Source organism: Pseudomonas sp. GM60 (assembly GCF_000282415.1).
GTDB lineage: Bacteria > Pseudomonadota > Gammaproteobacteria > Pseudomonadales > Pseudomonadaceae > Aquipseudomonas > Aquipseudomonas migulae.
Window position 1 is genome coordinate 26775 of sequence record NZ_AKJI01000036.1, and the last position, 25303, is coordinate 52077.

Annotated in this window: 27 protein-coding genes; 16 read left to right on the forward strand and 11 right to left on the reverse strand. The window is 59.2% G+C overall.

Going from position 1 to position 25303, the window contains the following annotated elements; all coding sequences use genetic code 11:
- The 6 genes from PMI32_RS20095 (at position 1) to PMI32_RS20070 (ending at position 6680) form a co-directional block, all read left to right on the forward strand.
- Positions 1-1398, forward strand: a complete 1398-nt coding sequence (locus tag PMI32_RS20095) for an alginate O-acetyltransferase AlgX-related protein (RefSeq protein WP_008027186.1) — start codon at positions 1-3, stop codon at positions 1396-1398.
- Positions 1398-2510 (forward strand): mannuronate-specific alginate lyase, encoded by a 1113-nt coding sequence (locus tag PMI32_RS20090; RefSeq protein ID WP_008027188.1) that lies wholly within the window; start codon positions 1398-1400, stop codon positions 2508-2510. The genes PMI32_RS20095 and PMI32_RS20090 overlap by 1 nt, the downstream gene beginning before the upstream one ends.
- Positions 2511-2615: 105 nt before the next feature.
- A complete protein-coding gene (locus tag PMI32_RS20085; RefSeq protein WP_008027191.1) occupies positions 2616-4037 on the forward strand; it encodes a mannose-1-phosphate guanylyltransferase/mannose-6-phosphate isomerase in 1422 nt (473 codons plus the stop codon).
- 119 nt (positions 4038-4156) lie between these two features.
- Entirely contained in the window at positions 4157-4789 is a 633-nt protein-coding gene (locus PMI32_RS20080; protein WP_008027193.1) for a CGNR zinc finger domain-containing protein, read from the forward strand.
- Between the two features lie 112 nt (positions 4790-4901).
- Complete coding sequence (locus PMI32_RS20075; protein WP_008027195.1) at positions 4902-5777, forward strand: alpha/beta fold hydrolase; 876 nt, start codon at positions 4902-4904, stop codon at positions 5775-5777.
- A 609-nt stretch (positions 5778-6386) separates the two neighbouring features.
- A complete protein-coding gene (locus tag PMI32_RS20070; RefSeq protein ID WP_008027197.1) occupies positions 6387-6680 on the forward strand; it encodes a hypothetical protein in 294 nt (97 codons plus the stop codon).
- A gap of 140 nt (positions 6681-6820) precedes the next feature.
- Here the strand turns inward: PMI32_RS20070 and PMI32_RS30245 are convergent, their stop codons facing one another.
- Together PMI32_RS30245 and PMI32_RS31055 are read right to left on the reverse strand one after the other, a co-directional pair.
- Complete coding sequence (locus PMI32_RS30245; RefSeq protein ID WP_157214353.1) at positions 6821-7030, reverse strand: hypothetical protein; 210 nt, start codon at positions 7028-7030, stop codon at positions 6821-6823.
- Entirely contained in the window at positions 7005-7448 is a 444-nt protein-coding gene (locus PMI32_RS31055; RefSeq protein WP_157214354.1) for a hypothetical protein, read from the reverse strand. Before PMI32_RS31055 ends, PMI32_RS30245 begins: the two co-directional genes overlap by 26 nt.
- A 189-nt stretch (positions 7449-7637) precedes the next feature.
- Here PMI32_RS31055 and PMI32_RS30940 point away from each other — a divergent pair, with 189 nt between their 5' ends.
- Complete coding sequence (locus PMI32_RS30940) at positions 7638-8021, forward strand: hypothetical protein (RefSeq protein ID WP_157214355.1); 384 nt, start codon at positions 7638-7640, stop codon at positions 8019-8021.
- Positions 8022-8111: 90 nt separating this feature from the next.
- Here PMI32_RS30940 and PMI32_RS20060 read toward each other — a convergent pair whose 3' ends face one another.
- From PMI32_RS20060 to PMI32_RS20040, 5 genes are all read right to left on the reverse strand, one after another.
- Entirely contained in the window at positions 8112-8558 is a 447-nt protein-coding gene (locus tag PMI32_RS20060; RefSeq protein ID WP_008027202.1) for an NUDIX hydrolase, read from the reverse strand.
- 114 nt (positions 8559-8672) lie between these two features.
- Complete coding sequence (locus tag PMI32_RS20055; RefSeq protein WP_007946335.1) at positions 8673-9221, reverse strand: cupin domain-containing protein; 549 nt, start codon at positions 9219-9221, stop codon at positions 8673-8675.
- Between the two features lie 372 nt (positions 9222-9593).
- The gene (locus tag PMI32_RS20050; protein WP_008027204.1) at positions 9594-10877 is read right to left on the reverse strand and encodes an NAD(P)/FAD-dependent oxidoreductase; all 1284 of its coding nucleotides are present in this window, start codon (positions 10875-10877) and stop codon (positions 9594-9596) included.
- 52 nt (positions 10878-10929) lie between these two features.
- The gene (locus PMI32_RS20045) at positions 10930-12420 is read right to left on the reverse strand and encodes an aldehyde dehydrogenase (protein WP_008027206.1); all 1491 of its coding nucleotides are present in this window, start codon (positions 12418-12420) and stop codon (positions 10930-10932) included.
- A gap of 252 nt (positions 12421-12672) precedes the next feature.
- Positions 12673-14049 carry a glutamine synthetase family protein gene (locus PMI32_RS20040; RefSeq protein WP_008027208.1) on the reverse strand — a complete coding sequence of 459 codons (1377 nt, stop codon included), beginning with the start codon at positions 14047-14049 and terminating at the stop codon, positions 12673-12675.
- Positions 14050-14321: 272 nt separating this feature from the next.
- Between PMI32_RS20040 and PMI32_RS20035 the strand changes: the two genes are divergently transcribed.
- The 5 genes from PMI32_RS20035 to PMI32_RS20015 all read left to right on the forward strand — a co-directional run bounded on the left by PMI32_RS20035 (position 14322) and on the right by PMI32_RS20015 (position 19626).
- Positions 14322-15083: a gamma-glutamyl-gamma-aminobutyrate hydrolase family protein gene (locus PMI32_RS20035; RefSeq protein WP_008027209.1), complete on the forward strand. Its 762-nt coding sequence runs from the start codon at positions 14322-14324 to the stop codon at positions 15081-15083.
- A gap of 341 nt (positions 15084-15424) precedes the next feature.
- Complete coding sequence (potA, locus tag PMI32_RS20030) at positions 15425-16567, forward strand: polyamine ABC transporter ATP-binding protein (RefSeq protein WP_008027211.1); 1143 nt, start codon at positions 15425-15427, stop codon at positions 16565-16567.
- Between the two features lie 29 nt (positions 16568-16596).
- Positions 16597-17478 carry an ABC transporter permease subunit gene (locus tag PMI32_RS20025; RefSeq protein ID WP_162130729.1) on the forward strand — a complete coding sequence of 294 codons (882 nt, stop codon included), beginning with the start codon at positions 16597-16599 and terminating at the stop codon, positions 17476-17478.
- Positions 17475-18359, forward strand: coding sequence for an ABC transporter permease subunit (locus tag PMI32_RS20020; protein ID WP_008027215.1), 885 nt, complete (start codon positions 17475-17477; stop codon positions 18357-18359). Before PMI32_RS20025 ends, PMI32_RS20020 begins: the two co-directional genes overlap by 4 nt.
- A gap of 169 nt (positions 18360-18528) precedes the next feature.
- Entirely contained in the window at positions 18529-19626 is a 1098-nt protein-coding gene (locus tag PMI32_RS20015) for a polyamine ABC transporter substrate-binding protein (RefSeq protein WP_008027216.1), read from the forward strand.
- A gap of 231 nt (positions 19627-19857) precedes the next feature.
- On the opposite strand, the gene thpR is transcribed toward PMI32_RS20015, so the two are convergent.
- The gene (gene thpR, locus PMI32_RS20010) at positions 19858-20397 is read right to left on the reverse strand and encodes an RNA 2',3'-cyclic phosphodiesterase (protein ID WP_008027219.1); all 540 of its coding nucleotides are present in this window, start codon (positions 20395-20397) and stop codon (positions 19858-19860) included.
- Between the two features lie 60 nt (positions 20398-20457).
- Between thpR and PMI32_RS20005 the strand changes: the two genes are divergently transcribed.
- Entirely contained in the window at positions 20458-20652 is a 195-nt protein-coding gene (locus tag PMI32_RS20005; RefSeq protein WP_008027221.1) for a hypothetical protein, read from the forward strand.
- Between the two features lie 13 nt (positions 20653-20665).
- Here the strand turns inward: PMI32_RS20005 and PMI32_RS20000 are convergent, their stop codons facing one another.
- Both PMI32_RS20000 and PMI32_RS19995 read right to left on the reverse strand, forming a co-directional pair.
- Positions 20666-21019 (reverse strand): DUF1428 domain-containing protein, encoded by a 354-nt coding sequence (locus PMI32_RS20000; RefSeq protein ID WP_008027222.1) that lies wholly within the window; start codon positions 21017-21019, stop codon positions 20666-20668.
- 20 nt (positions 21020-21039) lie between these two features.
- A complete protein-coding gene (locus tag PMI32_RS19995) occupies positions 21040-22107 on the reverse strand; it encodes a hypothetical protein (RefSeq protein ID WP_008027224.1) in 1068 nt (355 codons plus the stop codon).
- A 241-nt stretch (positions 22108-22348) separates the two neighbouring features.
- On the opposite strand from PMI32_RS19995, the gene PMI32_RS30390 reads away from it, so the two are divergent.
- Together PMI32_RS30390 and PMI32_RS19990 are read left to right on the forward strand one after the other, a co-directional pair.
- A complete protein-coding gene (locus PMI32_RS30390; protein WP_162130728.1) occupies positions 22349-22504 on the forward strand; it encodes a hypothetical protein in 156 nt (51 codons plus the stop codon).
- Positions 22501-22761 (forward strand): hypothetical protein, encoded by a 261-nt coding sequence (locus PMI32_RS19990; protein WP_008027230.1) that lies wholly within the window; start codon positions 22501-22503, stop codon positions 22759-22761. Before PMI32_RS30390 ends, PMI32_RS19990 begins: the two co-directional genes overlap by 4 nt.
- 24 nt (positions 22762-22785) lie before the next feature.
- Here the strand turns inward: PMI32_RS19990 and PMI32_RS19985 are convergent, their stop codons facing one another.
- Positions 22786-23676 carry a LysR family transcriptional regulator gene (locus PMI32_RS19985; protein WP_008027232.1) on the reverse strand — a complete coding sequence of 297 codons (891 nt, stop codon included), beginning with the start codon at positions 23674-23676 and terminating at the stop codon, positions 22786-22788.
- 135 nt (positions 23677-23811) lie between these two features.
- On the opposite strand from PMI32_RS19985, the gene PMI32_RS19980 reads away from it, so the two are divergent.
- On the forward strand, positions 23812-25230 hold the full coding sequence (locus PMI32_RS19980) for an MFS transporter (RefSeq protein ID WP_008027234.1): 1419 nt from the start codon (positions 23812-23814) through the stop codon (positions 25228-25230).
- Positions 25231-25303 lie beyond the last annotated feature (73 nt).

Here is a 25303-nt window from a genome sequence, read left to right on the forward strand (position 1 = left end):
ATGAACACCTTTCATGGATTTGCCGCGCTTGGCCTGCTGTCCATGTCGATGGGGGCACAGGCGCAGCCGCAGTACACGGCCGAGGCCTGCTGTCAGCTGTGCCCGCAAGCGGCGCAGGCGACATATTACGAGCCACCGGAGCTGAAAAACTACGCGACGCTGGTGGAGGCCAAGGACCAATGGCTGTTTCGCACCCGTAGCGATTTGCGCACCGACTTCGGCCTTGATGAAAGCGGTTACAAAGCCCTCAAGCGCCTGCGCGACGGGCTCGCCCAGCGCGGGGTCGAACTGGTGTTGGTGATGCCACCCAGTCGCGGCCTGCTGCACGCCGACCGCCTGACGCCGCTGGAACTGGCCAGCTTCGATCAGGCCAGGGCCCGGCAAAACTACCTGCAAACCCTGGACCGGGTGCGTGGCCTGGGCATTCTGGCGCCCGACTTTACCAACCTGCTGAGTTCGCCACAGCCCGCCGGGCAGCCCTTCTACTTCAAGGGCGATCACAACTGGACGCCCTATGGCGCCGACCGCAGTGCCCAATTGGTGGCCCAGACGCTCAAGGGCAACGATGTGCTGAAGGCGTTGCCGCATCAGGTCTTCGCCAGCCAACCGGCCGGCCTGTTGGGGCGCTCGGGCACGCTGCAAAAAGCCGCCGCACAGATCTGCGGCAACGGCTACGCGGCGCAGTATGTGACCCGTTATCAAACCCGCGCCCAAGGCGACTCCAAGGGCCCGGCCAAGGTCGCACTGATCGGCACCAGCGCAAGCAGCGAGCTGTTCAACTTTCCCGGTTTCCTTGAACAATACCTGGAGACACCGGTCCGCAACTTCAGCGTACCGGGCGGCGGCTACGATGATTCGTTGATCGCCTACCTGCTCGGCGACGACTTCCAGAACGCCCCGCCGGCGGTGTTGGTGTGGGAAACCGACAACCTCGACAGCCTTGGCAAACCCAGCTTCTACCGCCAGGCAATGGCGGCGCTGAGCGATGGCTGCGACAACCAGTCCCCGCTGCTCAAAAGCCAGGCGACCCTGCACAGCGGCCGCAATCAGGTGTTGTTCAACGGCAGTGGCGGCAACGTGTATCCGATCAAGGGCAATCGTTATCAGGTCGACCTCAAGTTCGCGGATCCCGGCGTGCGTCTGTTGAATGCGACCCTGACCTACCTGAACGGTCGCCAGGAAAACCTCAGCTTGAGCCGTTCGCCGACGGTCAATACCCAGGGCCGCTTCGCCTTCGAGCTGCGCGGCGACGGGGACTGGGGCGAACAGACACTTCTTTCCATGGACGTGCAACCGCCGCCGGGAATGACCACCACAGGGCTTTCAACCCGACTGTGCGTCAAACCCGCCATCACGGCAGCACCGGCCCTGCGCACCGCGCAGACGGAGGAAAACTGATGCGCCCGGCACACTGGGCCGCCATTGGCGTGGCCTTCATTCTGATGGGGCCGATCATGCAGGCGGCCGCACAACTTCGCCCGCCGCAGGGCTATTACGCGCCGGCCACAGAGAAAAAGGGCGACGCGCAAAGCTGTCCGGCGACGCCCAAACCCTATACCGGCGACCTGTTGATCCCCAGCAAATACGAAGGCTCGGGCAAGGCTCGGGATCAGCTCAACGCAGAATCCAACAAACGCTACAAAGAAATGTCCGGCGATATCAACGAACTGGAAAAAGGCGTCAACAAACAAGTCGCCGCCTACTTGCGGCTCGGCCGCACCGGTCATGTGGACTGCACGTTGAGCTGGCTGGGCGATTGGGCCAAGGCGCAGGCGCTGCTGAGCACCACCTACACCCACACCGGCAAGTCGATGCGCAAATGGGCGCTGGGCAGTATTTCTTCGGCGTACCTGCGGCTCAAGTTTTCGCGTTCACAGCCATTGAAGGGCCGTGAAGCGCAGACCCGGCCCATCGAAGCCTGGATCGGCAAGCTCGCCGAACAGGTGGTGCGGGACTGGCGCGACCAACCGCTGGACCGCCTCAACAATCACCAGTATTGGGCGGCATGGTCCGTCATGGCGGCCTCGGTGGTGGTCGACCGGCGCGACCTGTTCGACTGGTCCGTCGCACAGTTTCGCATCGGCGCATCCCAGGTCGATGCCGACGGGTACCTGCCCAACGAATTGGGCCGCGACACCCGCGCTCTGGCTTACCATAACTACGCGATGGGGCCGCTGATGATGATCGCCTCCTTCGCCCAAGCCAACGGCGTCGACCTGCGCGAAGAAAACCACGGCGCCATGCGGCGTCTGGCGACGCGCGTGGAAGAAGGCATCAAGAATCCAGGTTTGTTTGAACGCAAGACCGGCCACAAGCAAGCACTCGAAGACCTCAACGAGGATGGCAAGTTTGCCTGGCTGGAACCGTACTGCGCGCTATACGACTGCTCGGCGCAAACCAACCGCTGGCGCCAATCGGTCGAACCGATGAAAAACTACCGCCTGGGCGGCGACATCACCCAGCTGTTTGCAGACCAGAAAGACCAGGTGCAACAGCCGGCACGCCCCTGATTGCGGCCACTTTGAATTGAGCTTGTGTTTCAAATAATGGAAGGCAGTCCTTCGCTGTTCGAAGCGCCTTCATATCGAACGATGAAGGTGTGGGAGGAAAGAAAAATGATTCCAGTCATTCTGTCCGGGGGCAGTGGTTCCCGGTTGTGGCCATTGTCACGCAAGTTGTATCCCAAACAATTCCTGAGCCTGGCCGGTGAAGGATCACTCTTTCAACAAACCCTGCAGCGCCTGGCGTTCAACGGCATCGGCAAACCGATCGTGGTGTGTAATCAGGAGCATCGCTTTCTCGTCAACGAACAACTTGCCGCCATCGGCTGCACGCCGCAGGCGATCCTGCTCGAACCCTTCGGTCGCAACACCGCACCGGCGGTGGCGCTGGCAGCCCTCAAGCTGATTGCCGAGGGCCGCGATGAGCTCATGTTGGTCCTTCCGGCCGACCATGTGATCAGCGACGTCCCCGCCTTGCGCGCCACACTGGAACACGCAGAGCAAGAGGCGCTGAAAGGCAATCTGGTGCTGTTCGGCATTCCGGCGACACGTCCGGAAACCGGCTTCGGCTACATCAAGGCCGACTGCAGCGATGCGGACGCCCATGCCTTCAAGGTCGAGCAATTTATCGAAAAACCCGACCAGCAAACTGCCGCCGAATTTGTCCGCTCCGGCGAATATTTCTGGAACAGCGGCATGTTCCTGTTCCGTGCCAGCCGCTACCTCGAAGAGCTGCGCACTCACGAACCGGACATGTACGACACCTGCGTGATGGCCCTGGAGCGCAGCCCCAGCAACGAAGGCGTGACCAGCATCGATCGCGTCACCTTCGAATGCTGCCCGGACAACTCCATCGACTACGCGGTGATGGAACGCACCCACCGCGCCTGGGTCGTCCCGCTCAGCGCCGGCTGGAGTGACGTCGGTTGCTGGTCGTCGCTGTGGGATGTGCACGAAAAGGACACCGACGGCAATGTGCTCAAGGGCGATGTCGTCAGCTACAACAGCCGCAATTGCTTCGTCCATGGCAGCAGCAAACTGGTGACCCTGCTCGGGGTGGAAGACCTCGTCGTGATAGAAACCGAAGACGCACTGATGGTCGCGCACCGCGACACCGTGCAAGACGTGAAAAAACTGGTGAACGCGCTCGACGCCCAAAATCGCTCGGAAACCCAGAACAACTGCGCGGTGTATCGCCCCTGGGGCAGTTACCACTCGGTGGACAACGGCATCCGCCACCAGGTCAAGCACATCACCGTCAAACCGGGCGCACAACTGTCCCTGCAAATGCACCACCACCGCGCCGAGCACTGGATCGTGGTCTCCGGCACGGCCCAGGTGACGTGCAATGAAAAGGTCTTCCTGCTGACGGAAAACCAGTCCACCTACATTCCGATTGCTTCGGTGCATCGGCTGGCCAATCCCGGGAAAATTCCACTGGAGGTGATTGAAGTACAGTCCGGGAGCTATTTGGGTGAGGACGATATTGAGCGGTTGGAGGATGTTTATGGGAGGAATCAGCAGGTCAAGAATTGAGCCCGCTCAGTAACCCCACCGAATACAACGAAGAGGTTACAAATAATATAGTAACTTGTCGAATGCACTTTGAGTGGTTACGCTGAACCTTATCAATCCAGGCTTTAGCGGACATCCTCATGAACAGCACTCCCCGTGGACCGGCCCTCTTCGTCGCCGACGCCGCCGCTCTCGATTTCCTGAACTCGATAGCAACGCCGGTCGATGAACCCGTCGACTGGATCGACGACGGCAACGGCTGGCTTGAATGGCTGAAACAATCGGGCTGGGTGGAAGACGAGATACTGCAACGGCTTCAGGCACAAGCGATGCCTGGCGAGCTGGAAACCGTCGCAGCGCAGGCACGGTCATTGCGCGAATGGTTTCGCGGCTTTGTCCTGAAATACAAAGGCCAACCGCTTGAAGCCTCGGCCCTGACAGAGCTAGAGGCCTTGAATCGCCTGCTCGAACGGGACGAGAAGTACACGCAGATCACGCTGCAGGACGGCGAAACACCGAAGCTCGCCTGGGAACTGAAACGCCGCTGGCGCAGCCCGGATTCCCTGCTGCTGCCACTGGGCGAAGTGCTCGCGCAGTTCGTCAGCGAGGAAGATTTCACCAACGTCAAATGTTGCGAAGGACCGAGCTGCACCCTGATGTTCGTCGACCACACCCGTGGCAGAAAACGCCGCTGGTGCAGCATGGCGGTCTGCGGCAACAGAGCGAAAGCAGCGGCCCACCGCGAGCGGCAAAAGAAAGTCATCGATGCTTGAGGGTGAAAAACAATAACCTATCAAAATCATTTTGACAGGTTACTTTGTTCGTGCCAGATTTAGTCTCGAAAACCGGCTTGATCTCATCCATGCGGTTACGAGGCCAATCATCATGACCACCACCACTGCACCCATCCGCTACACATTTGCCGACGTCGACGGCGTTCGCGTCTTCTACCGGGAAGCAGGAGAACCGGCCAAGCCGACCCTCCTTCTGCTCCACGGGTTTCCCAGCTCGTCCCACCAGTTCCGCCAACTCATCCCGTTGCTGTCGGCACACTTCCACATCATCGCCCCGGACCTGCCCGGCTTTGGATTCACCGAAGTGCCTGCCGAGCGCAAATACGCGTACACCTTCGACGCACTGGCAGAAACGCTGGGGCATTTCGTCGAGACCCTGGGACTGAAACGCTACGCGATGTACGTCTTCGATTACGGCGCACCGACCGGCCTGAGACTGGCAGTCAAATACCCCGACAGAATGACCGCACTGATCTCGCAAAACGGCAACGCGTATCTGGAAGGATTGGGCGATGCCTGGGCACCGATCAGAACCTACTGGGCAGAACCGTCGGCCGAAAATCGCCAGGTCATCGCCGACGCAGTCCTGCACCTGGAAGGCACGCGCTGGCAGTACGAACATGGCGTCAGCACGCCAGAACTCATCGCTCCCGAGTCCTACACCCTCGACGCGCTGCTATTGGAGCGGCCGGGCAACAAAGACATCCAGCTCGACCTGTTCCTGGACTACGCGAACAACCTCAAACGCTACCCGGACTTTCAGCGCTTCTTCCGTGAGACGCAACTGCCAACCCTGGCCATCTGGGGCCAGAACGACCCCTTCTTCATCCCGCCGGGCGCAGAGGCGTTCAAACGCGACAACCCCAATGCCGTAGTCGAACTACTCGACACCGGACACTTCGCCCTGGAAACCCACGTCGACTACATCGCAAAGCGCATCATCGAAGTGATCGGTCACGCCGCATAAAGGAATCACAGGCGGACGCAACAACGCGCCCGCCTACCCCCCCCCTGTAGGAGTGAGCCTGCTCGCGATGAGGCCTGGACATCCAACATCTACATCAACTGTCACACCTTCCAGCCCACCCGATTTCACAAACCTGACATCCGAAAAACGTGTAGGAATTCACCTTTTGTAACGAGGGGATTTATTCCCAATAAGCAGCGAATCGCCCCCAAAACCTGCCCCCGATTTCCCACGGCACTCCACACCCCTCGTAATGCCGTGAAAACCCCGTAAACAGTGGCATTGAGCCTTGCTCCAAAGACCGCCAAAGCGTCCTACAGCCCGGTTGTGAGCGCCAAAATGGGCGCCTATAGTTTCGGCCAGTCGCAGATACAAGTCAGCGATGAGGGGTTTCGCAGCCTTTAAGATACGTGTAGAACGCAGCACCATAAATGGAATGACGGCCGCAACAGTGCCCGAACCCCGTTTTATGGTGGCTGTGTGTGGGAGGCCTTCGGGTCTGCCGGGCTCCTCGTATCCTTGGTCTGCGAACCCGCACACAGCTGCCACCCAATTCGTTTCGCAGCGAATGGCGGCAGCTCTTCTTTTAAATACGAGGAAGATTTACTTATGCCAATGAACAATCCGCCCCACCGCTTCACCCCCATGTCCCAATTCGCCACCGACTACCCCGTACTAGTCATCGACAGCCACGCCCCAATCCGCGAACTGCACAACGTCGTCAGCGAACGCCTCAACGCGGTCCTCCCCTACCTCCAGCTCATGGGCTGCACCAGCCTCCCCGACTACGCCGAAAACGACATCAACACCGTCGCCAACATCGCCCGGATTTTGCTTCAGGACGTGAGTGATGTTTTTCGGGTGATTGAGCAGCGGGGGTTTGATACCTCCAATGGTCAGTGACTGAATTTCATCCCAAAAAACCCGCGTTGACGCGGGTTTTTGTTATCTCGTAACTCCTTATCTGCGGCTGTCCGGGACTTAACCCTGGCCTGTACTCAGTTAGCATCTACAAGGAGTGGCCAGTAAAAAAGGTGGCCGACCTATTCCTTTTTAGTCACCTTCTTACGCACGCTGTACAGCATGAATAGAGCACTTTCCTGGTTTTTTGACAGCCTCCTCAAAAAGTTTTCCATCACGGAACTTTTGTGCAGGGTGATGTCGATATGATGGCGCGCAAATGAAAAAAATTCGGGATCAATCAGCGTCAGGCTGCTTCCTGACAAATCATGGATGCCAATGATGAGAGCCATTCTTTTGATTTTGTTGATGTTCAGTGGGTACACCTATGCCAACTGCGAAAACATCAAAGATAATGACGAGCGTGCCTATTGCAGGGCCCAGCAAAGTGGTAGTGGTTGCGACAACATCAAAAACGACGACATGAGAAATGCTTGCAAAGGGGAAACAACCGGTAGCGGGTGCAACAACATCCGCGACAATGATAAACGTAACTTGTGCGAAGCCAAACAGAGCGGCAGTGGTTGCGATAACATCAAAAACGACGACATGAGAAATGCTTGCAAAGGGGAAACAACCGGTAGCGGTTGCAATAACATCCGCGACGATGATCAACGTAACTTGTGCGAAGCCAAACAGAGTGGCCATGGTTGCGAAAACATCCATAATGACGATATGCGCAATCAGTGCAGAACCCTTACGCAATGACATAGTGGCTTTAAACCAGCCAACCAAATTCCATTACGAGCCTTTAAGCGAATGATAAAAATCCGATGCCTGAATGGGCATCGGATTTTTACAACGAAAAAGGTGGCCGACGAAAAAGGTGACAGATCTATTTAAAAAAAATAGATCTGTCACCTTTTTCAGGCCTCACCCTCAGTGTTTCATAGCTTCGCATTGAACCCGCAGATCATTGCTGTTAATGCCATAACAGCTACCGCCCTTCCGAGCTTCACACATTACGCGCTGATCGTTATCGTTAATTCCATAGCAACTTCCATTACTGGTTTGCGCCTCACAACTTCTGCGAAGATCATTGTCATTAATACCGTAACAGCTCCCGCCACCCTTCTTGGCTTCACACAATATGCGCCGATCATTATCGTTAATACCATAACAACTCCCGCCACTGGTCTCTGCCTCACAACTTCTGCGAAGGTCATTGTCGTTGATACCGCCGCAACTGCCACCGCTATTCCTGGCTTCGCACAATATGCGCTGATCGTTGTTATCGATGCCGTAGCAACTGGCAAATGCCTGACCACCAAAACCAAGCATTAATAGCAACACTAAAACTCTCATCATTCATCCCCATGACTTATCAAGAAACAGCCTGATGCTGATTGATCCAAAGTTATCCGGTAACGGGTGTCAGTCCAAAAGCTCGACTTTCTTCAGCAGCTCGTATAGCCCATCAGGCACCAACGGCTGTTCGTCAGTAAAGCTCGCACAAGGAAGCCACTTCGCAACGAAGGCCGCACCATCGCTTTCTTGAGCATCCAAGTGCGACAACTCGTAGACACTGGCATCCACAAACTTCGCGTCGTACACCTGCACGATTTCGTGCCCTGGTGTGCCGTTATACGTAAATAGGCTTTCAAGCGTACCGAGCAAGCGAACATCGGTGATGGGTAAACCGAGTTCTTCCTGTACTTCTCGTACAACGGCTTGGGCACTGGTTTCACCGAATTCGATACCGCCACCGATTGGGCGGAAGAATGGCTTTTCAGTGATGGGGTCGCGAGCTTCGTTGACCAGTATCTTGCTATCGTGATGGAAGATGCAAAGTGCGAGGGGGCGGATGCGGGGTGTGGTCATGATGTGAAGTCCATTTACTTTGAAAATTCCTGAAGCAGCTGCTTCCATTCGGTATGGGTGTTGGTCGCGGACGCAACCTTGGCAGCTGCTACAGGTTGGCGTCCGTTTTTGAGATCAGAAGTTAGCCGGGGTGTTGGCGCTGATGATTTCAGCTTCGTCCTGGCCGATGTTGCGGAACTTGTGCGGCAACGTTGTCGGGAAGTAGTAGCCATCCCCAGCGTTAAGCACACTAATCTGCCCATCAACAGTCAACTCAACCGTCCCCCGCGTAACCAACCCACACTCCTCTCCTTCCGAGTGCACAATCGGCTCTTCCCCCGAACTCGCCCCAGGCGCGTATTGCTCGCGCAGCAAACGCATCTGCCGGCTCGGCACCGAAGCGCCGATCAGCAGCAACCGCAGCCCATGACGCCCGAGGTCCGGTTGTTCGTTAGCGCGGAACACGTATTGATGTTCACGCGGCGGTTGATCGAAGGTAAAGAAGTCCGCCAAAGACATCGGGATGCCTTCGAGCAGTTTTTTCAGGGAGCTGACGGAGGGACTGACGCGATTCTGTTCGATCAGGGAGATGGTGGCATTGGTGACGCCGCTACGCCGGGCCAGCTCGCGCTGGGAGAGTTTGTAGCTTTCGCGTACTAATTTGAGTCGTGAGCCCGTGTCCATGACAGCCTTATGCAAGGAAAACTTAAGGGTTATGGGGGTGGATGGCGGGCGACTTTTGGCCGCGAAAGTACCGCTTCCCTGTCCCGTAATTGTGAAAGGCGGGTATTAAATCACGTTTGGGGGTGTTGCTGTAGGCGCATGGTTATTGGTGATGGTGGTGGGTCAGTTGGCATTGATGGGGAACCGGATGGCGTCATCGCGAGCAGGCTCGCTCCCACAGTTTTTGACCTCTGCTGCACGTACATTTTGTGCCTGCCATGGATCCAATGTAGGAGCAGAGCTTGCTCGCGAAGGCGGTGTGTCAGGCGGCACCGATGTCGGATGTGCCGCCGTCTTCGCGAGCAAGCTCTGCTCCTACAGGGTTGTGTTGGGTTAGATGCCGAAACGGTCGCGCAGCGCGTAGTACGCGGCGCCCATGGCGGTGAGCGGGGCCTGGAAGGTGCGGCCGCCGATCATTGGCATGTGCGGCAAGGATGCGAAAGCATCGAAGCGTTCGGCGTCGCCGCGGATCATTTCCGAGATCAGTTTGCCGGCCAGGTGCGAGCAAGTGACGCCGTGGCCGCTGTAGCCCTGCATGTAGTAGGCGTTTTTCTCGATGCGGCCAAATTGTGGCATGCGTGACATGGTCAGCAGGAAGTTGCCGGTCCAGCGGTAGTCGATCTTCACGTCCTTCAGTTGCGGGAAGGTCTTGAGGATTTTTGGCTTGATCAGCTGTTCGATGTCATCCGGTTCGCGCGCGCCGTAGACCACGCCGCCGCCGTACAGCAGGCGGTTGTCAGCGGTGAGGCGGTAGTAGTCAAGCAGGTAGTTGCAGTCTTCGACGCAGTAGTTGTTTTTGATCAGGCTGCGCGCAACCTTTTCCGACAACGGTTCGGTGACGACGATTTGCGAACCGCACGGCATGCTTTTGGCGGTCACGCGATTGTCGAGGCCCTGCGGCAGGTAGGCGTTGCCGGCGATCAACAGGTATTTGGCGCGGACCACACCTTTGGCGGTGCGCACGGTGATCGGTTCGCCGTAGGTGATTTCCACCGCCGCCGATTGTTCGTAGATTTTGCCGCCCAGGCCGATGATGGCCGAGGCTTCGCCGAGAGCCAGGTTCAGCGGGTGGATGTGGCCGCCCTGCATGTCGAGCAGGCCGCCGACGTAGTTGTCGCTGCCGACTTCGCGCTTGATGTCCGCGGCGTCGAGCATTTTCAGGTTCTTGTTGCCGTAGCGTTCCCAGCTGCTTTTCTGCTCGGCCAGGCCTTTGAGCTGCTTTTTGTTCAGCGCAGCGAAGATGCCGCCCGGCTTGTAATCGCACTGGATGTCGTAGTGTTGTATGCGCTGACGGATGATGTCGGCGCCTTCGAAGATCATGCTGCCGAGGACTTCAGCGGTTCTGTCGCCGTAGCGCTCTTCGATGACATCGACGTCGCGGCTGTAGGAGTTGACCAGTTGGCCGCCGTTGCGACCGCTGGCGCCGAAACCGACTTTGGCGGCTTCGAGCACAGTCACGCTGTAGCCCGCTTCGGCAAGGAACAGCGCCGAGGACAAACCGGTGTAACCGGCGCCGATGATGCAGACGTCGCAATCCACCGCTTGTTCCAGCACCGGGAAGTCGCCGGTGAAGTTGCGGGTTGCGGCGTAGTAGCTGTTTACATGAGTCTGTTTCATAGGTTTCTCCGATGGCCGCTGGCATGTGCCGGCGGCCGCCGTTGTAGAAGTATTAGAGCTTGATCCAGGTCGCTTTGAGCTCGGTGTATTTGTCGAACGCGTGCAGCGATTTGTCCCGACCGTTACCCGACTGCTTGTACCCGCCGAACGGCGCGGTCATGTCGCCGCCGTCGTACTGGTTGACCCAGACGCTGCCGGCGCGCAAGCCGCGAGCGAAGGTGTGGGCCTTGCTCAGGTTGCTGGTCCAGACACCGGCGGCCAGACCGAAGATGCTGTCATTGGCGATGGCCAAGGCTTCTTCAGCGGTATCGAAGGTGATCAGCGACAGCACCGGGCCGAAAATTTCTTCCCGGGCGATGGTCATGGCGTTGGTCACGCCGTCGAAAATCGCCGGTTCCACGTACAGGCCGCCGGTGGCTTCGAGGGTGCGGCTGCCGCCTGCGATCAGTTGCGCGCCCTGGTCTTTGCCGACCTGGATGTAGCGCAGCACGTTGTCCAGTTGACGCTGATCGACGACCGCGCCGACGGTGGTTTGCGGGTCCAAAGCATGCCCCGGTTTCCAGGCTTGCAGCGCTTCCACCAGCAGCGGAATGAACTGCTCGCGGATCGAACGCTCGACCAGCAAACGCGAACCGGCGGTGCAAACTTCGCCCTGATTGAAAGCGATGCCGCTGGCCGCTGCCTGTGCTGCCGCGCGCAGATCCGGCGCATCGGCGAACACCACGTTCGGGCTCTTCCCCCCTGCTTCGAGCCAGACGCGTTTCATGTTGCTTTGACCGGCGTAGATCAGCAGTTGCTTGGCAATCGCAGTCGAGCCGGTAAAGGCCAGCACGTCGACGTCCATGTGCAACGCCAGCGCCTTGCCGACGGTGTGGCCGAAGCCCGGCAGGACGTTGAACACGCCTTTCGGAATGCCGGCGTCCAGCGCTAATTGCGCGATGCGGATCGCGGTCAGTGGCGACTTTTCCGAAGGCTTGAGGATGAACGAGTTACCCGCCGCGAGGGCCGGGGCGAACTTCCAGCTGGCCATGATCAACGGGAAGTTCCACGGCACGATGGCGGCAACGACACCGGCAGGTTCGCGGGTGATGAGGCCGAGTTGATCGTGCGGTGTGGCGGCGACTTCGTCGTAGATCTTGTCGATGGCTTCGGCGCTCCAGCGGATCGCGTTGGCGGTCGCCGGAATGTCGATGTTCATCGAATCGTTGATCGGCTTGCCCATGTCGAGGGTTTCGAGCAGGGCGAGTTCTTCCCGGTTGGCCAGGATCAGGTCGGCGAAGCGGATCAAAGTGCGCTTGCGCTCGGCCGGGGCGAGATTGGCCCAGACGCCGGATTCGAAGGTGCGGCGTGCGACGGCGACGGCTTCGTTCGCGTCGGCTTCATCGGTGCTGGCTACGTTGGCCAGGAAGCGACCGTCGACCGGGCTGATGCATTCGAAAGTTTCACCGCTGAGTGCAGCGCGGTATTGGCCGTCGATGAAGGCGCGGCTTTCGATGGTTAGGGACTGGAAGCGTTGTTCCCAGTCGCTGCGAGTGTTTGTCATGGTTGTGACTCGACGCAGAGGAATGTTGGGTGGGCCGTGGGCGTTGGTGGTGGCTGAGCTGTCGCCATCGCCGGCAAGCCGGCTCCTACAGGGTTTGGTGACGTACACGAAAGCTGTGCACGACGAAGATCAACTGTAGGAGCCGGCTTGCCGGCGATCACGGTGTATCAGGCGACATCAATGTTGATTGACCCACCGCTATCGCCAGCAAGCCGGCTCCTACAAGGTTTTGTGTCGTCGACGCAGATCTCGTCAAACCGTGTGCAGGTACCAGTTGTACTCAAGGTCCGAAATGGAGTTTTCGAACTCGGCCAGCTCGCTTTCCTTGCACGCCACGAACACGTCGATGTACAGCGGGTCAATGTATTTGGCCATGACTTCGCTATCGTCCAGCTCGCGCAATGCATCGCGCAGGTTGTTCGGCAGGCTTTGCTCGTTTTGCTCGTAGCTGTTGCCTTCAACCGGGGCGCCCGGCTCGATCTCATTGGTCAGGCCATGGTGAATACCGGCCAGCACCGAAGCCATCAACAAGTACGGGTTGGCATCGGCACCGGCAACGCGGTGTTCGATGCGCACGGCATCGGAGGAACCGGTCGGCACACGTACCGCAACAGTACGGTTGTCGATGCCCCAGCTCGGCGAGTTCGGCACGTAGAACTGCGCGCCGAAACGACGGTACGAGTTGACGTTTGGGCAGAGGAAAGCCATCTGCGCCGGCAGGGTCTCGAGCACACCGCCGATCGCGTGTCGCAGCGCGGCGTTCTGCTCGGGATCCTCGCTGGCAAAGATGTTGTTGCCTTCTTTGTCGAGAATCGAAATGTGCACGTGCAAACCGTTGCCCGCCTGGCCCGGATACGGCTTGGCCATAAACGTGGTGTCCATCTCGTGGTCGTAGGCGATGTTTTTCACCAGACGCTTGAGCAACACCGCGTAGTCGCAGGCCTTGATCGGGTCGTTGACGTGATGCAGGTTCACTTCGAACTGCGCCGGGGCGCTTTCCTTGACGATGGCGTCGGCAGGAATGCCCTGCTCTTTCGCGCCTTCGAGGATGTCTTGCAGGCAATCGACGTATTCGTCGAGGTCGTCGATCAGGTACACCTGGGTCGACACCGGACGCTTGCCCGATACCGGCGAACGCGGCGACTGCGGACGACCGTTCACGTTGTCCTGGTCGATCAAATAGAACTCGAGTTCGAACGCGGCGCAGATGGTCAGGCCAAGTTCGTCGAACTTGCGCACCACATTGGCCAGCACTTCACGTGGATCAGCGAAGAACGGCTCACCTTCGAGTTCGTGCATGGTCATCAGCAACTGAGCGGTTGGGCGCTTCTGCCACGGCTCGATGCTCAGGGTGCCAGGGATGGGGAAGCAGATCCGGTCAGAGTCGCCGATATCCAGACCCAGGCCGGTGCTTTCCACCGTGGAGCCATTGATGTCCAGGGCAAACAGGGACGCCGGCAGGTTGATGCCTTTTTCGTAGACCTTATGAAGACTGGTGCGCTCGATGCGCTTGCCGCGCACCACACCGTTCATATCCGCAATCAGAAGGTCGACGTACAAAACCTCAGGATATTTCTTAAGGAATGCGTTTGCTTCGTTGAGTTGAACGGCACGCAGAGGGACCGACATGATGCACCTATTAGCTGTTAATTATTATGTTCACCGCACTTTCTGGAGCCCAGTCAACCCGAACGGCAAAGTGAAGTCAATAGCGAACACTTGGCCTTTCATCCTTTATTTTTGGGACTTTTCTGGGCACGAGAGTGCCATATAGGCCCTCAACACCGCGCAAAGACTAGGAATCGGACGTGCGGCGTTTAGAATTTTTTACATGAGAGTTGTTAATTAAAATCAACAAAGCTAAGCTCCTGAAAAACTCGTTCAAGGTCGAGGTGATAAAAATGGCATTCAAGCCATTGATCGGCGTTACAGCGTGCGTCAAACAGATTGGCCTGCACCCCTACCACATCAGCGGCGACAAGTACTTGCGTGCTGTCAGCGTCGCGGCTCTGGGGCTGCCCGTGGTCATTCCTTCCTTAGGCGAACTGACTGAAATCGAGGATGTGCTCGCGCATCTCGACGGTCTGTTGCTGACCGGTTCGCCATCGAATGTGGAGCCCTTCCACTATCAAGGCCCGGCCAGCGCTCCCGGCACGGATCACGATCCGGCGCGGGACGCCACCACTCTTCCTTTATTGCGTGCAGCCATTGCGGCGGGCGTTCCGGTACTCGGCATCTGCCGTGGCTTCCAGGAAATGAACGTGGCGTTCGGCGGCAGCCTGCATCAGAAGGTGCATGAACTGCCGGGCATGCTCGATCATCGCGAAGCGGACAGCCCTGAGCTGGCAGTGCAATACGCCCCGGCGCATGCGGTGACGGTGCAACCGGGTGGCGTGTTCGAAGCGCTGGAGTTGCCGACCGAGTTCATGGTCAATTCGATTCACAGCCAGGGCATCGACCGCCTCGCTCCCGGCCTGCGTGCCGAGGCGATTGCGCCGGACGGTTTGATCGAAGCGATTTCGGTGGACCACAGCCCGACCTTCGCTGTCGGTGTGCAATGGCACCCGGAATGGCAGGTGCTTTCGAATCCTCCTTATTTGAGTATTTTCCAGGCGTTCGGCGATGCGTGCCGACGACGGGCCGCGCAGCGTAAAACCCGCTGACCCAAAACACCCATTTACTGCCCCCGCGAGTTTGGCGGGCGTGCCTTTGCGCGTCCGTGGCTCGCGAAAACAACACACTGCAATAACAACAAGTACGACCCAGGCAGCCAGGACGGCGGCGCCGAATAAGCCCGAGCGGATCGGCAACGCAATTCCCTGTAGGAGCGAGCTTGCTCGCGATGGACGCCAACGATAACGCGGGCTGTCTGAATGCCCGCGTTGTCCGGACGTTCATCGCGAGCAAGCTCGCTCCTACAGGGGCGTTACCCGCCCCGGGCTTGCAATCCACTCTTAAGTCAGGCCGCGTTGGCCCGACGACTGAAACCTGTTGGGAGTTTCACATGGCAAACGCCTCCAGCATTTACAGGAAGGCTCTTGAAGGTCACCAGGCACCGAAAAAGGTCTTGGTGAAAGTCGACCGCGTCACCAAGAAATTCGACGAAACCACCGCAGTGGACGATGTTTCGCTTGAGATTCATCAAGGGGAAATCTTCGCCTTGCTCGGCGGTTCCGGTTCCGGCAAATCGACGCTGCTACGCATGCTCGCCGGCTTCGAGCGCCCGACCGAAGGGCGGATCCTGCTCGATGGCGTGGACATCACCGACATGCCGCCGTACGAACGGCCGATCAACATGATGTTCCAGTCGTACGCCCTGTTCCCGCACATGACCGTCGCACAGAACATTGCCTTCGGCCTCAAGCAGGACCGTTTGCCCGCCAGTGAAATCGACGCCCGCGTGGAAGAGATGCTGCGCCTGGTGCACATGACCCAATACGCCAAACGCAAACCCCATCAACTCTCCGGCGGTCAGCGTCAACGTGTCGCCCTCGCCCGCTCCCTGGCGAAACGTCCAAAGCTGTTGTTGCTCGACGAACCGATGGGCGCGCTGGATAAAAAACTGCGTTCGCAGATGCAGCTTGAGCTGGTTGAAATCATCGAACGCGTCGGCGTGACCTGCGTAATGGTGACCCACGACCAGGAAGAGGCCATGACCATGGCCCAGCGCATCGCGATCATGCACCTGGGCTGGATCGCCCAGATCGGCAGCCCGGTGGACATTTACGAAGCCCCGGTCAGCCGCATGGTCTGTGAATTCATCGGCAACGTGAACGCCTTCGAAGGCACCGTTGTCGAGGACCTTGAAGGTCACGCGATCATTCACAGCAAGGATCTGGAGCAGAAGATCTACGTCGGCCACGGCGTCAGCACTTCGGTGGAGGACAAGTCCATCACCTACGCGATCCGTCCGGAAAAACTGCTGGTCAGCACCACCCAACCCGAGTCCCGCTACAACTGGTCCCAGGGCAAGGTGCATGACATCGCCTACCTCGGCGGCCACTCGGTGTTCTACGTCGAATTGCCTGGCGGCAAAGTCGTGCAGTCGTTCATGGCCAACGCCGAACGCCGTGGCGCGCGTCCGACCTGGGACGACAAGGTCTACGTGTGGTGGGAAGACGACAGCGGCGTGGTACTGCGCTCATGAAAACACTCAATCAGCGGTTCATGCGGCTGATGCCGAGTGGTCGAAAGCTCGTCATCGGGATTCCATTCCTGTGGCTGTGCCTGTTTTTCCTGTTGCCGTTCTTCCTGGTGATGAAGATCAGCTTCTCGGAAGCGGCGCTGGCCATTCCTCCTTACTCCGAGATCTACACCTTCGCCGAACAGAAACTCCAGCTGTTCCTCAACGTCGGCAACTACCTGATGCTGACCGAGGATGAGTTGTACATCTCGGCTTACTTCGGCTCGTTGAAGGTCGCGTTTTTCAGCACGCTGATGTGCCTGGTGATCGGTTTCCCGATGGCCTACGCGATCACCAAGGCAAGCAAGGAAGCGCAAAACGTCTTGCTGCTGTTGATCATGATGCCGACCTGGACTGCGATCCTGATCCGCGTGTATGCATGGATGGGCATCCTCAGCAACAACGGTTTGCTCAACGCGTTTTTGATGTGGACCGGGCTCACCGATCACCCGATCGAGATCCTCAACACCAACACGGCCGTGTACATCGGCGTGGTTTACGCCTACCTGCCGTTCATGGTCTTGCCGCTGTACGCCAACCTGGTCAAGCACGATCAAAGCTTGCTGGAAGCGGGTTCGGACCTGGGGTCGAGCAACTTCAACAACTTCTGGAAAATCACCGTGCCACTGGCCAAGAACGGGATCATCGCCGGCTGCATGCTGGTGTTCATTCCGGTGGTCGGTGAGTTCGTGATTCCGGAACTGCTGGGCGGCCCGGAAACCCTGATGATCGGCCGTGTGCTGTGGCAAGAGTTCTTCAACAACCGCGACTGGCCGGTGGCGTCTGCCCTGGCGGTGGTGATGCTGTTGATCCTGATTGTGCCGATCCTGTTGTTCAACCGTAGCCAGGCCAAAGAGATGGAGGGTCGGGGATGAAACGCTTCGGATTTTCAAAGTTCATGTTGATTTTCGGCCTGTCGTTTATCTACCTGCCGATGCTGATTCTGGTGATCTACTCGTTCAACGCCTCGAAACTGGTGACGGTGTGGGGCGGCTGGTCGGTGAAGTGGTACGTCGGCTTGCTCGACAACTCGCAACTGATGGGCTCGGTGGTGCGCTCGCTGGAAATCGCCTGCTACACGGCGATTGCAGCGGTGGCGCTGGGGACTTTGGCGGCGTTCGTGCTGACTCGTGTCACGCGCTTCAAGGGTCGTACGCTGTTTGGTGGCCTAGTCACCGCGCCGTTGGTGATGCCTGAAGTGATCACCGGTCTGTCGCTGTTGCTGCTGTTCGTGGCCATGGCGCAGCTGATCGGCTGGCCGATGGAGCGTGGCATCGTCACCATCTGGATCGCCCACACCACGTTTTGTGCGGCCTATGTGGCGGTGGTCGTCTCTGCCCGCCTTCGTGAGCTGGACCTGTCCATCGAAGAAGCGGCCATGGACCTCGGGGCGAAACCGTTCAAGGTGTTTTTCCTGATCACCATCCCGATGATCGCGCCGTCACTGGCGGCCGGCGGCATGATGTCGTTTGCGCTGTCGCTGGATGACCTGGTGTTGGCGAGTTTCGTGTCCGGCCCAGGCTCGACGACCTTGCCAATGGAAGTGTTCTCGGCGGTGCGTCTGGGCGTGAAGCCTGAGATCAACGCCGTGGCCAGCCTGATTCTGCTCGCTGTTTCGATTGTGACCTTCATGGTCTGGTACTTCAGCCGCCGCGCTGAAGCCAGCCGCAAACGGGCGATCCAGGAAGCGATGGACCAGACCGCCAGCGAATCCTGGCAGCAACCTGAAAAGCAAATGGCAGGAGCGACGGCCTGATACCCGTCCCTGTAGGAGCGAGCCTGCTCGCGATGGACGTTAACGATGACGCGGGCTACCTGAATTAACGCGGCGTCCTTGAGTTTTTCGCGAGCGAGCTCGCTCCTACAAGGAGCGTGCAAGCGCTTGCTGTGTGATTTTGAATAAAAAGAGAAATGGAGTTGTACCGATGAAAATGTTTGGCAGGACTCTGCTGACACTGTCCTTATTGGGCGCGATGGCTACCGGCGCCCAGGCCAATGACAAGGTACTGCGCGTCTACAACTGGTCGGATTACATCGCCCCGGACACCGTCAAGAAGTTCGAAGACGAGACCGGTATCCGCGTGACCTACGATGTGTTCGACAGCAACGAAACCCTTGAGGCACGCCTGCTCGCAGGCAAATCCGGCTACGACATTGTCGTGCCGTCCAACAGCTTCCTGGCCAAGCAGATCAAGGCTGGCGTCTATCAGGAACTGGACAAGTCGAAGCTGCCGAACTGGAAAAACCTCAACCCGGTGTTGCTGAAAAACGCTTCAGCCAGCGACCCGGAAAACGGTCACGCCTTCCCGTATATGTGGGGCTCGATCGGCATCGGGTTCAACCCGGCCAAGGTCAAGGAAGTGCTCGGTGCCAATGCGCCGACCAACTCTTGGGACTTGCTGTTCAAACCGGAAAACGCCGAGAAACTGAAAGCCTGCGGCATCAGCTTCCTCGACTCACCGACCGAAATGCTGCCCGCCGCCCTGCACTACCTGGGCTACCCGGTGAACTCGCAGGACAAGGCGCAGATCGCCGAAGCTGAAGCGCTGTTCATGAAGATCCGGCCGTCGGTGGCGTACTTCCATTCGTCGAAGTACATCTCCGATCTGGCCAACGGCAACATCTGCGTCGCTGTCGGTTATTCCGGCGACGTGCTTCAAGCCAAGGCCCGCGCACAGGAAGCGGGCGACAAGGTGAAAATCGAATACAGCATTCCGAAAGAAGGCGCCGGCAGTTTCTACGACATGGTCGCAATCCCACGGGATGCGGCGAACGTCGACAACGCCTACCTGTTCATGAACTTCCTGATGCGCCCGGACATCATCGCCGAGATCACCAACAACATCGGCTACAGCAACGCCAACGCGGCGGCGACGCCGTTGGTGGATGAAGCGATTCGCGATGATCCGGGCTCGTATCCGCCCTTGGCCGTGATGGCGACGTTGTATGCGATTCCGGACATGCCGATCGGCGTTCAGCGGGTGATGACGCGCGGCTGGACGCGGGTGAAGCTCGGGAAATAACTGAGCCCCTTTGTAGGAGCGAGGCTTGCCCGCGAAGGGTCCGTCACATTCAACATTGATAGCGACTGACACACCGTCTTCGCGGGCAAGCCTCGCTCCTACAGGGGCATTGGGTTTCTACTGTTTACCGTTCACGCAGCGCCTTACCACCGCTGCACTCCTCTCTGACGAACGGCCTCACCTGGCTTCCTCGGTTAAGGTGAATTTGGCGCCCTCCTCGGGCGCCTTTTTTTATGCCGGAACCAGCGGCCATTCGGCCAGCGCCCGATAGCGGCCCTTGTGGGATTCAAACAACACAAATCGATCCGCCCGCAGAAAAAACTCCGGCGGCGTCGTCGACTCAGGCACCGGCGCCCGATAGTCACGCATCAACGTCAGATGCGGCCTGAATTCCTTGTGTACCTCTTCAAACCCGAACGGCAACATCGCCTGCTCCAGCGCATACACCAGCCGCAGCAACTCCGGCGGCGCCTGTTCCGGCGCGAGCACCAACACCCCGGCCCTGCGCCACACATCCAGGCGATCCAGCGCCAGCCGCAACGTCGCAACCGGCACGCGCACCTTTGCTGCTGCCGCGCAGATTTCGGCAATCTGCGCCACCTCCACAGCGCCCAAAAACAGCAACGTCAGATGGAAGTTTTCCACCGGCACCGGACGCCCGATGCGCAATTGCAGCGCGCTGCGCCATTGGGCAATCGCCTTGCGCTGTTCGGATGGGCAATCCAATGCAAAAAACAGCCGTTTGACCGGCTCCGGGGTTTCGTCGCTCACGCCTGGCACCTCCTGACATGCACGTTATAGTTGAACCAACCGAATAAACGGGACGGGGCCATGCGAGAGATCATCAGCAAAGAGCCATGGTGGGCCGTGCCACCGAAACCGGGTCAGGATGAGTCAGAACTGGAATGGGGCTGGCTGGTTCACTATAGCGAAGGTGAACCGCGTTTCGAGTTTGTCAAAGAACGACCGACGGACAGCGAGATCCGCAATCGCAAGAGTTGCAGGATCACCCCGACGCCGGAGTGATCCTGACACACGCTCAGACCTGCAAGAGGATGTTGAAGCCGCCGAAAATCATCCGCTGGCCATCGAACGGCATCGGGTTGACGTCCTGCTGCATACGCGGGTCGGCCATCAATTTCTGCATGCCGGCATCGCGGGTGGGCTTGTCCGGCCAGACGATCCAGGAAAACACCACGGTTTCGTCATCCTTGAGTTTCACGGCCAGCGGAAACGAAGTCACTTTGCCATCGGGCACGTCATCGCCCCAGCATTCGACAATGCTCAGGGCGCCGTTTTCCTTGAAAATCACAGCGGCGGATTCCGCGTGTTTCTTGAATTTTTCGCGGTTGGCACTGGGCACCGCAAAGACACAGCCATCGACGTAAGACATGGTCATTCTCCTGCCGGGGGTTAAGGGTCGATCTGCGGTTTAGTCGGTTCGGACGGGCTCCAATCGACAGCGCCGCTGCCCGAACTGACCGACGGTACGTCGGCACTCCCCGCCAGGTTGCCCTCGATCTGCCCTGCCATGTACAACGTCCCCGCCATCACACCGAAGGTCGGGTTCTGCACCATTTTTATCCAGGCCTTATCGAACGTGTTGCCCAGGCTGCTGCGAATCAGCGCCTCGCTGTCCGGTCGGTCGCTGGCCTGAATCAGTGCGCGAATCCCCGCCACGCCCAAGGTAATCAAGCCTCCGGCGATTTTTCCCGCCGCTGCGGACACCGCGCTGGCGGCACCGCGCGGGGCCATTTCGGCTTCCATCCGCTGGCTGGCGCGCTTGGCCACCGGCGCCATGGCTTGGTCGGTGGAATCAACGCCCTTGCTACCGCCGGCCTTGTGGATTTTGTCGATCAGCGCCGCGTACGCCGGCAGGGTGTTGAGCGGTTGGGTGTGCACGACCTGGTACAGCGAAGCGTCTCGCGCGGGTGGCGGTCCGAGGGCGATGGCCGGGATTTTCTGGATACGGCCATTGAGCTGCGCCATAGGCACGCCGTGGCGTTGGGAGATTTTTTGCAGTTCTTCCTGAAGAATATCCACGTAGAACGCCGTGGCCAGACCGAGGATCTGGTCGGGATCAATCTCGACCGCGACCGGGGCCAGCACGCGCTTCTGGTATTGCTCCAGCAGATAGGCCGCCAGGCGTTTCGACGAGGCGTCCTGCTCACCCTGGGCGCTGAGGCTGTACCAGCTGACTTTCATCGACAGCCATTCCTGGGTCCAGTAACTGCTGAACCAGGGAATGAATTTTTCTTCGGTCAGTTGATAGACCCGGGTTCGCCAGTAATCCATGGCGCCGCGCGAATAGATTTTTGCCTGTTCGGTGGCGGACTGGGATGCCGCGACGATGTCCCGATCCACCTGCTGCCAGGTGCTCTGGGAAATGACCACGGGCGGCGTAGGCGCCGGGGCACGCACAGGCGTGACGCATCCCGCCAACACCAGCAGCACGGCGACGATCAGCGAACGCAGGTTCAAGATCGTGGTTCTCTAGGGTTGAAATCAGATTAAGGGTTTCTACCTGAGTATAGGTGTTTGCCCGCAAGAGCATCGCGAGCAGGCTCGCTCCCACAAGGGATCAGCGTCGTTCACAAAATAACATCTCAATACCGGCCCCTGTAGGAGCGAGGCTTGCCCGCGAAGGGTCCCTCAAGAACACCACAAAAACCCGACCATCACTGACATCGATATTCACCATCGCCGCGAATGCCTTCCGCTCATGAATCGTCAGCGTAGGATCAACTTCAACCCGACACACAACCCCGAACCGGAGGGGCAAATCATGTTGATCCATCTGCTGACCTGCCTGGCCCTGACAGCCTTCACGCTGACCGTTTTTTCGTGGTACGTCCTGACCGAGGAGCGCACATCATGATCCACACCGTCACCCTCGCCGTGAGCTTTCCGGTGTTCGGCAACAACTACTACTCGCAGCAGGCCGTCTCGCGCAAAGTGCTGTCGCTGGTGTTCGACAAGAACTTCGAAGCGCTGCTGATGCCCGCCGCTGGCAACCACTTCAGCAACGAAGTGGTCGGCCTCAACGATCAGTTCCGCTTTTTGAATGATGTGCTGGCCGAACATCTGCTGGATGCCGAACTGGCCCAACACACCTCGCGGTCGTTCAGTTTTTGATTTTGCCCGTCACTGGCTATCTGGCTATTGCGCACAGACCTCACGAACACACCCGCGTAACCAGCGATGCACCGGATCGGCGTCCAGACGCGGATGCCAGAGCATCGCGACGGTGAATTCCGGCAAGGTAACCGGCAGCGCAAAACTGTGCATGCCCGCCCGCAGGTTTTCGGTGTGGCGTTCAGGAACGGCAGCGATCAAATCGGTGGCTCGGGCAAGCGCCAACGCGGTCGAGAAACCGGCAACAATGGTCACGACCTGCCGTTCCAGTTGCAGCGCCGCCAGCGCTTCATCGACAGGCCCCTTGTCGAGCCCGCGCCGCGAGACGCTGATGTGACCACCCGCCGCATAACGTTCCGGAGTGATCTCGCCCTGGCTCAACGGATGACCCACACGCACTACGCCGATGAATCGGTCACGAAACAAACCCTGCGTCCTTAACTCAGGCCCGGCGGCCTTCCCCACCACACCGGTTTCCAGATCAACGGTCCCGTCCCGCAGCGACGTGCTGTCCTTGTCAGGTTTGTGCATGAAGCGCAGCAGCACGCCCGGCGCTTGCTCGGCGACCCGGGCGATGAGCGGCGCGCCAAAGGTCTCCACAAAGCCCTCGCTGGTACGCAACGTGAACGTGCGGACCAATTGTTTCAGGTCAGGCTGTTGCGCCGGGCGCAGCACCGCTTCGGCGTCCTGCACCAACTGGCTGACCCGCTCGCGCAATTCCAGCGCCCGAGGCGTGGCGACCAGTCCGCGCCCGGCCCGGACCAGCAACGGGTCACCGGTGGTTTCGCGCAACCGCGCCAACGCCCGGCTCATCGCCGACGGGCTCAGCCGCAAGCGTTTGGCGGCACGCGCCACGCTGCCTTCAGCGAGCAGCACATCAAGGGTGATCAGCAAATTGAAATCGGGAGTCGACATGCGTTGCCCCACGGCCGGGTGAGATGGCGTTTGACGCACGAGTAGAGTGCAACCCGTGCGCCTTCCGCCATGTTAGGCGTCAGCGTAGATTTCTGATAGCTCCACTTCGGGAGTGGCCAGATCCAGAGGGACAGCATGAAGCCGACTATCGCCATCGTGGACAACGCAACACAGACACCCGCCGTGCGCTGGGCATTGGTCAGCCTTTCGCTGTCGATGCTGCTGTCGTCACTCGGCACCAGCGTCGCCAACGTCGGTTTGCCGACGCTGGCCCAGGTGTTCGGTGCAACCTTTCAGGACGTGCAGTGGGTCGTCATCGCGTATCTGCTGGCGATCACCACGCTGATCGTCAGCGTCGGAAGGCTCGGTGACCTGATCGGCCGCCGCCGGTTGCTGCTCGGCGGCATTGGCCTGTTCACCCTCGCCTCGGCGCTGTGCGCGTGGGCACCGACATTGGGCATGTTGATCGGCGCCCGAGCCCTGCAAGGGCTCGGTGCGGCGATCATGATGGCGCTAACCATGGCCTTCGTCGGTGAGACGGTGGCGAAAGCCAAAACCGGCAGCGCCATGGGGTTGCTCGGGACGATGTCGGCAATTGGCACCGCACTGGGGCCATCGCTGGGCGGCCTGTTGATCAGTGGATTCGGTTGGCAGGCGATGTTCCTGGTCACCGTGCCATTGGGCCTGATGACGCTGCTGCTTGCGCATCGATACCTGCCGGCGGATCGGCAGAAGGCAACCACCGGGAGCGTCCGTTTCGACGTATGGGGCACGCTGGTGTTGGCACTGACGCTGGCGGCGTATGCGCTGGCCATGACGCTGGGCCGTGGCCATTTCGGGCTGCTTAATATCGGTTTGCTGTTGGCGGCGGGGTTCGGCGTGGGGCTCTTCGTTTTGGTTGAAATGAAAGTCGCCTCCCCGTTGATACGCCTGGCGATGTTTCGCAACCCGATGCTGAGCGCGAGCCTGGCCATGAGCACACTGGTCGCGACGGTGATGATGGCAACGCTGGTGGTCGGGCCGTTTTATCTGGCCCACGGCCTGGGGCTGAAGGCGGTTGTGGTGGGCATAGTGCTCGCGGTCGGGCCCTGTGTCGCGGCCCTGACAGGTGTGCCCGCCGGCCGGATCGCCGACCGATTCGGCGCCCAACGGATGACTGTCGCCGGGCTGCTCGCCATGGCCGTCGGTTGCCTGGTGTTATCGGTGTTGCCGCTGACCGTTGGCATTGGCGGGTACGTTGCGCCGATGGTGGTGATCACGCTCGGCTATGCCGTGTTCCAGACGGCCAACAACACCACGGTCATGAGCGATGTACAGCCCGATCAGCGCGGCGTTGTCTCGGGCATGCTCAACCTGTCGCGAAACCTGGGATTGATCACTGGCGCCTCGGCGTTGGGCGCTGTATTCGCCCTCGCCTCGCAGGCGGCCGACATCACCCTGACGCCACCCGAAGCCGTGGCCCACGGCATGCGGATCACCTTCGCGGTAGCGTTGGGGCTGATCGTTGTTGCACTAGGCGTCGCACTAGCCCGCCGAGCGCTGAAACCTTTGTAGGAGCCGGCTTGCTGCGGGCGGCGTTCCGACGATGACGGCGTATCAATCACCATTGATGTCGGCTCAGACACCG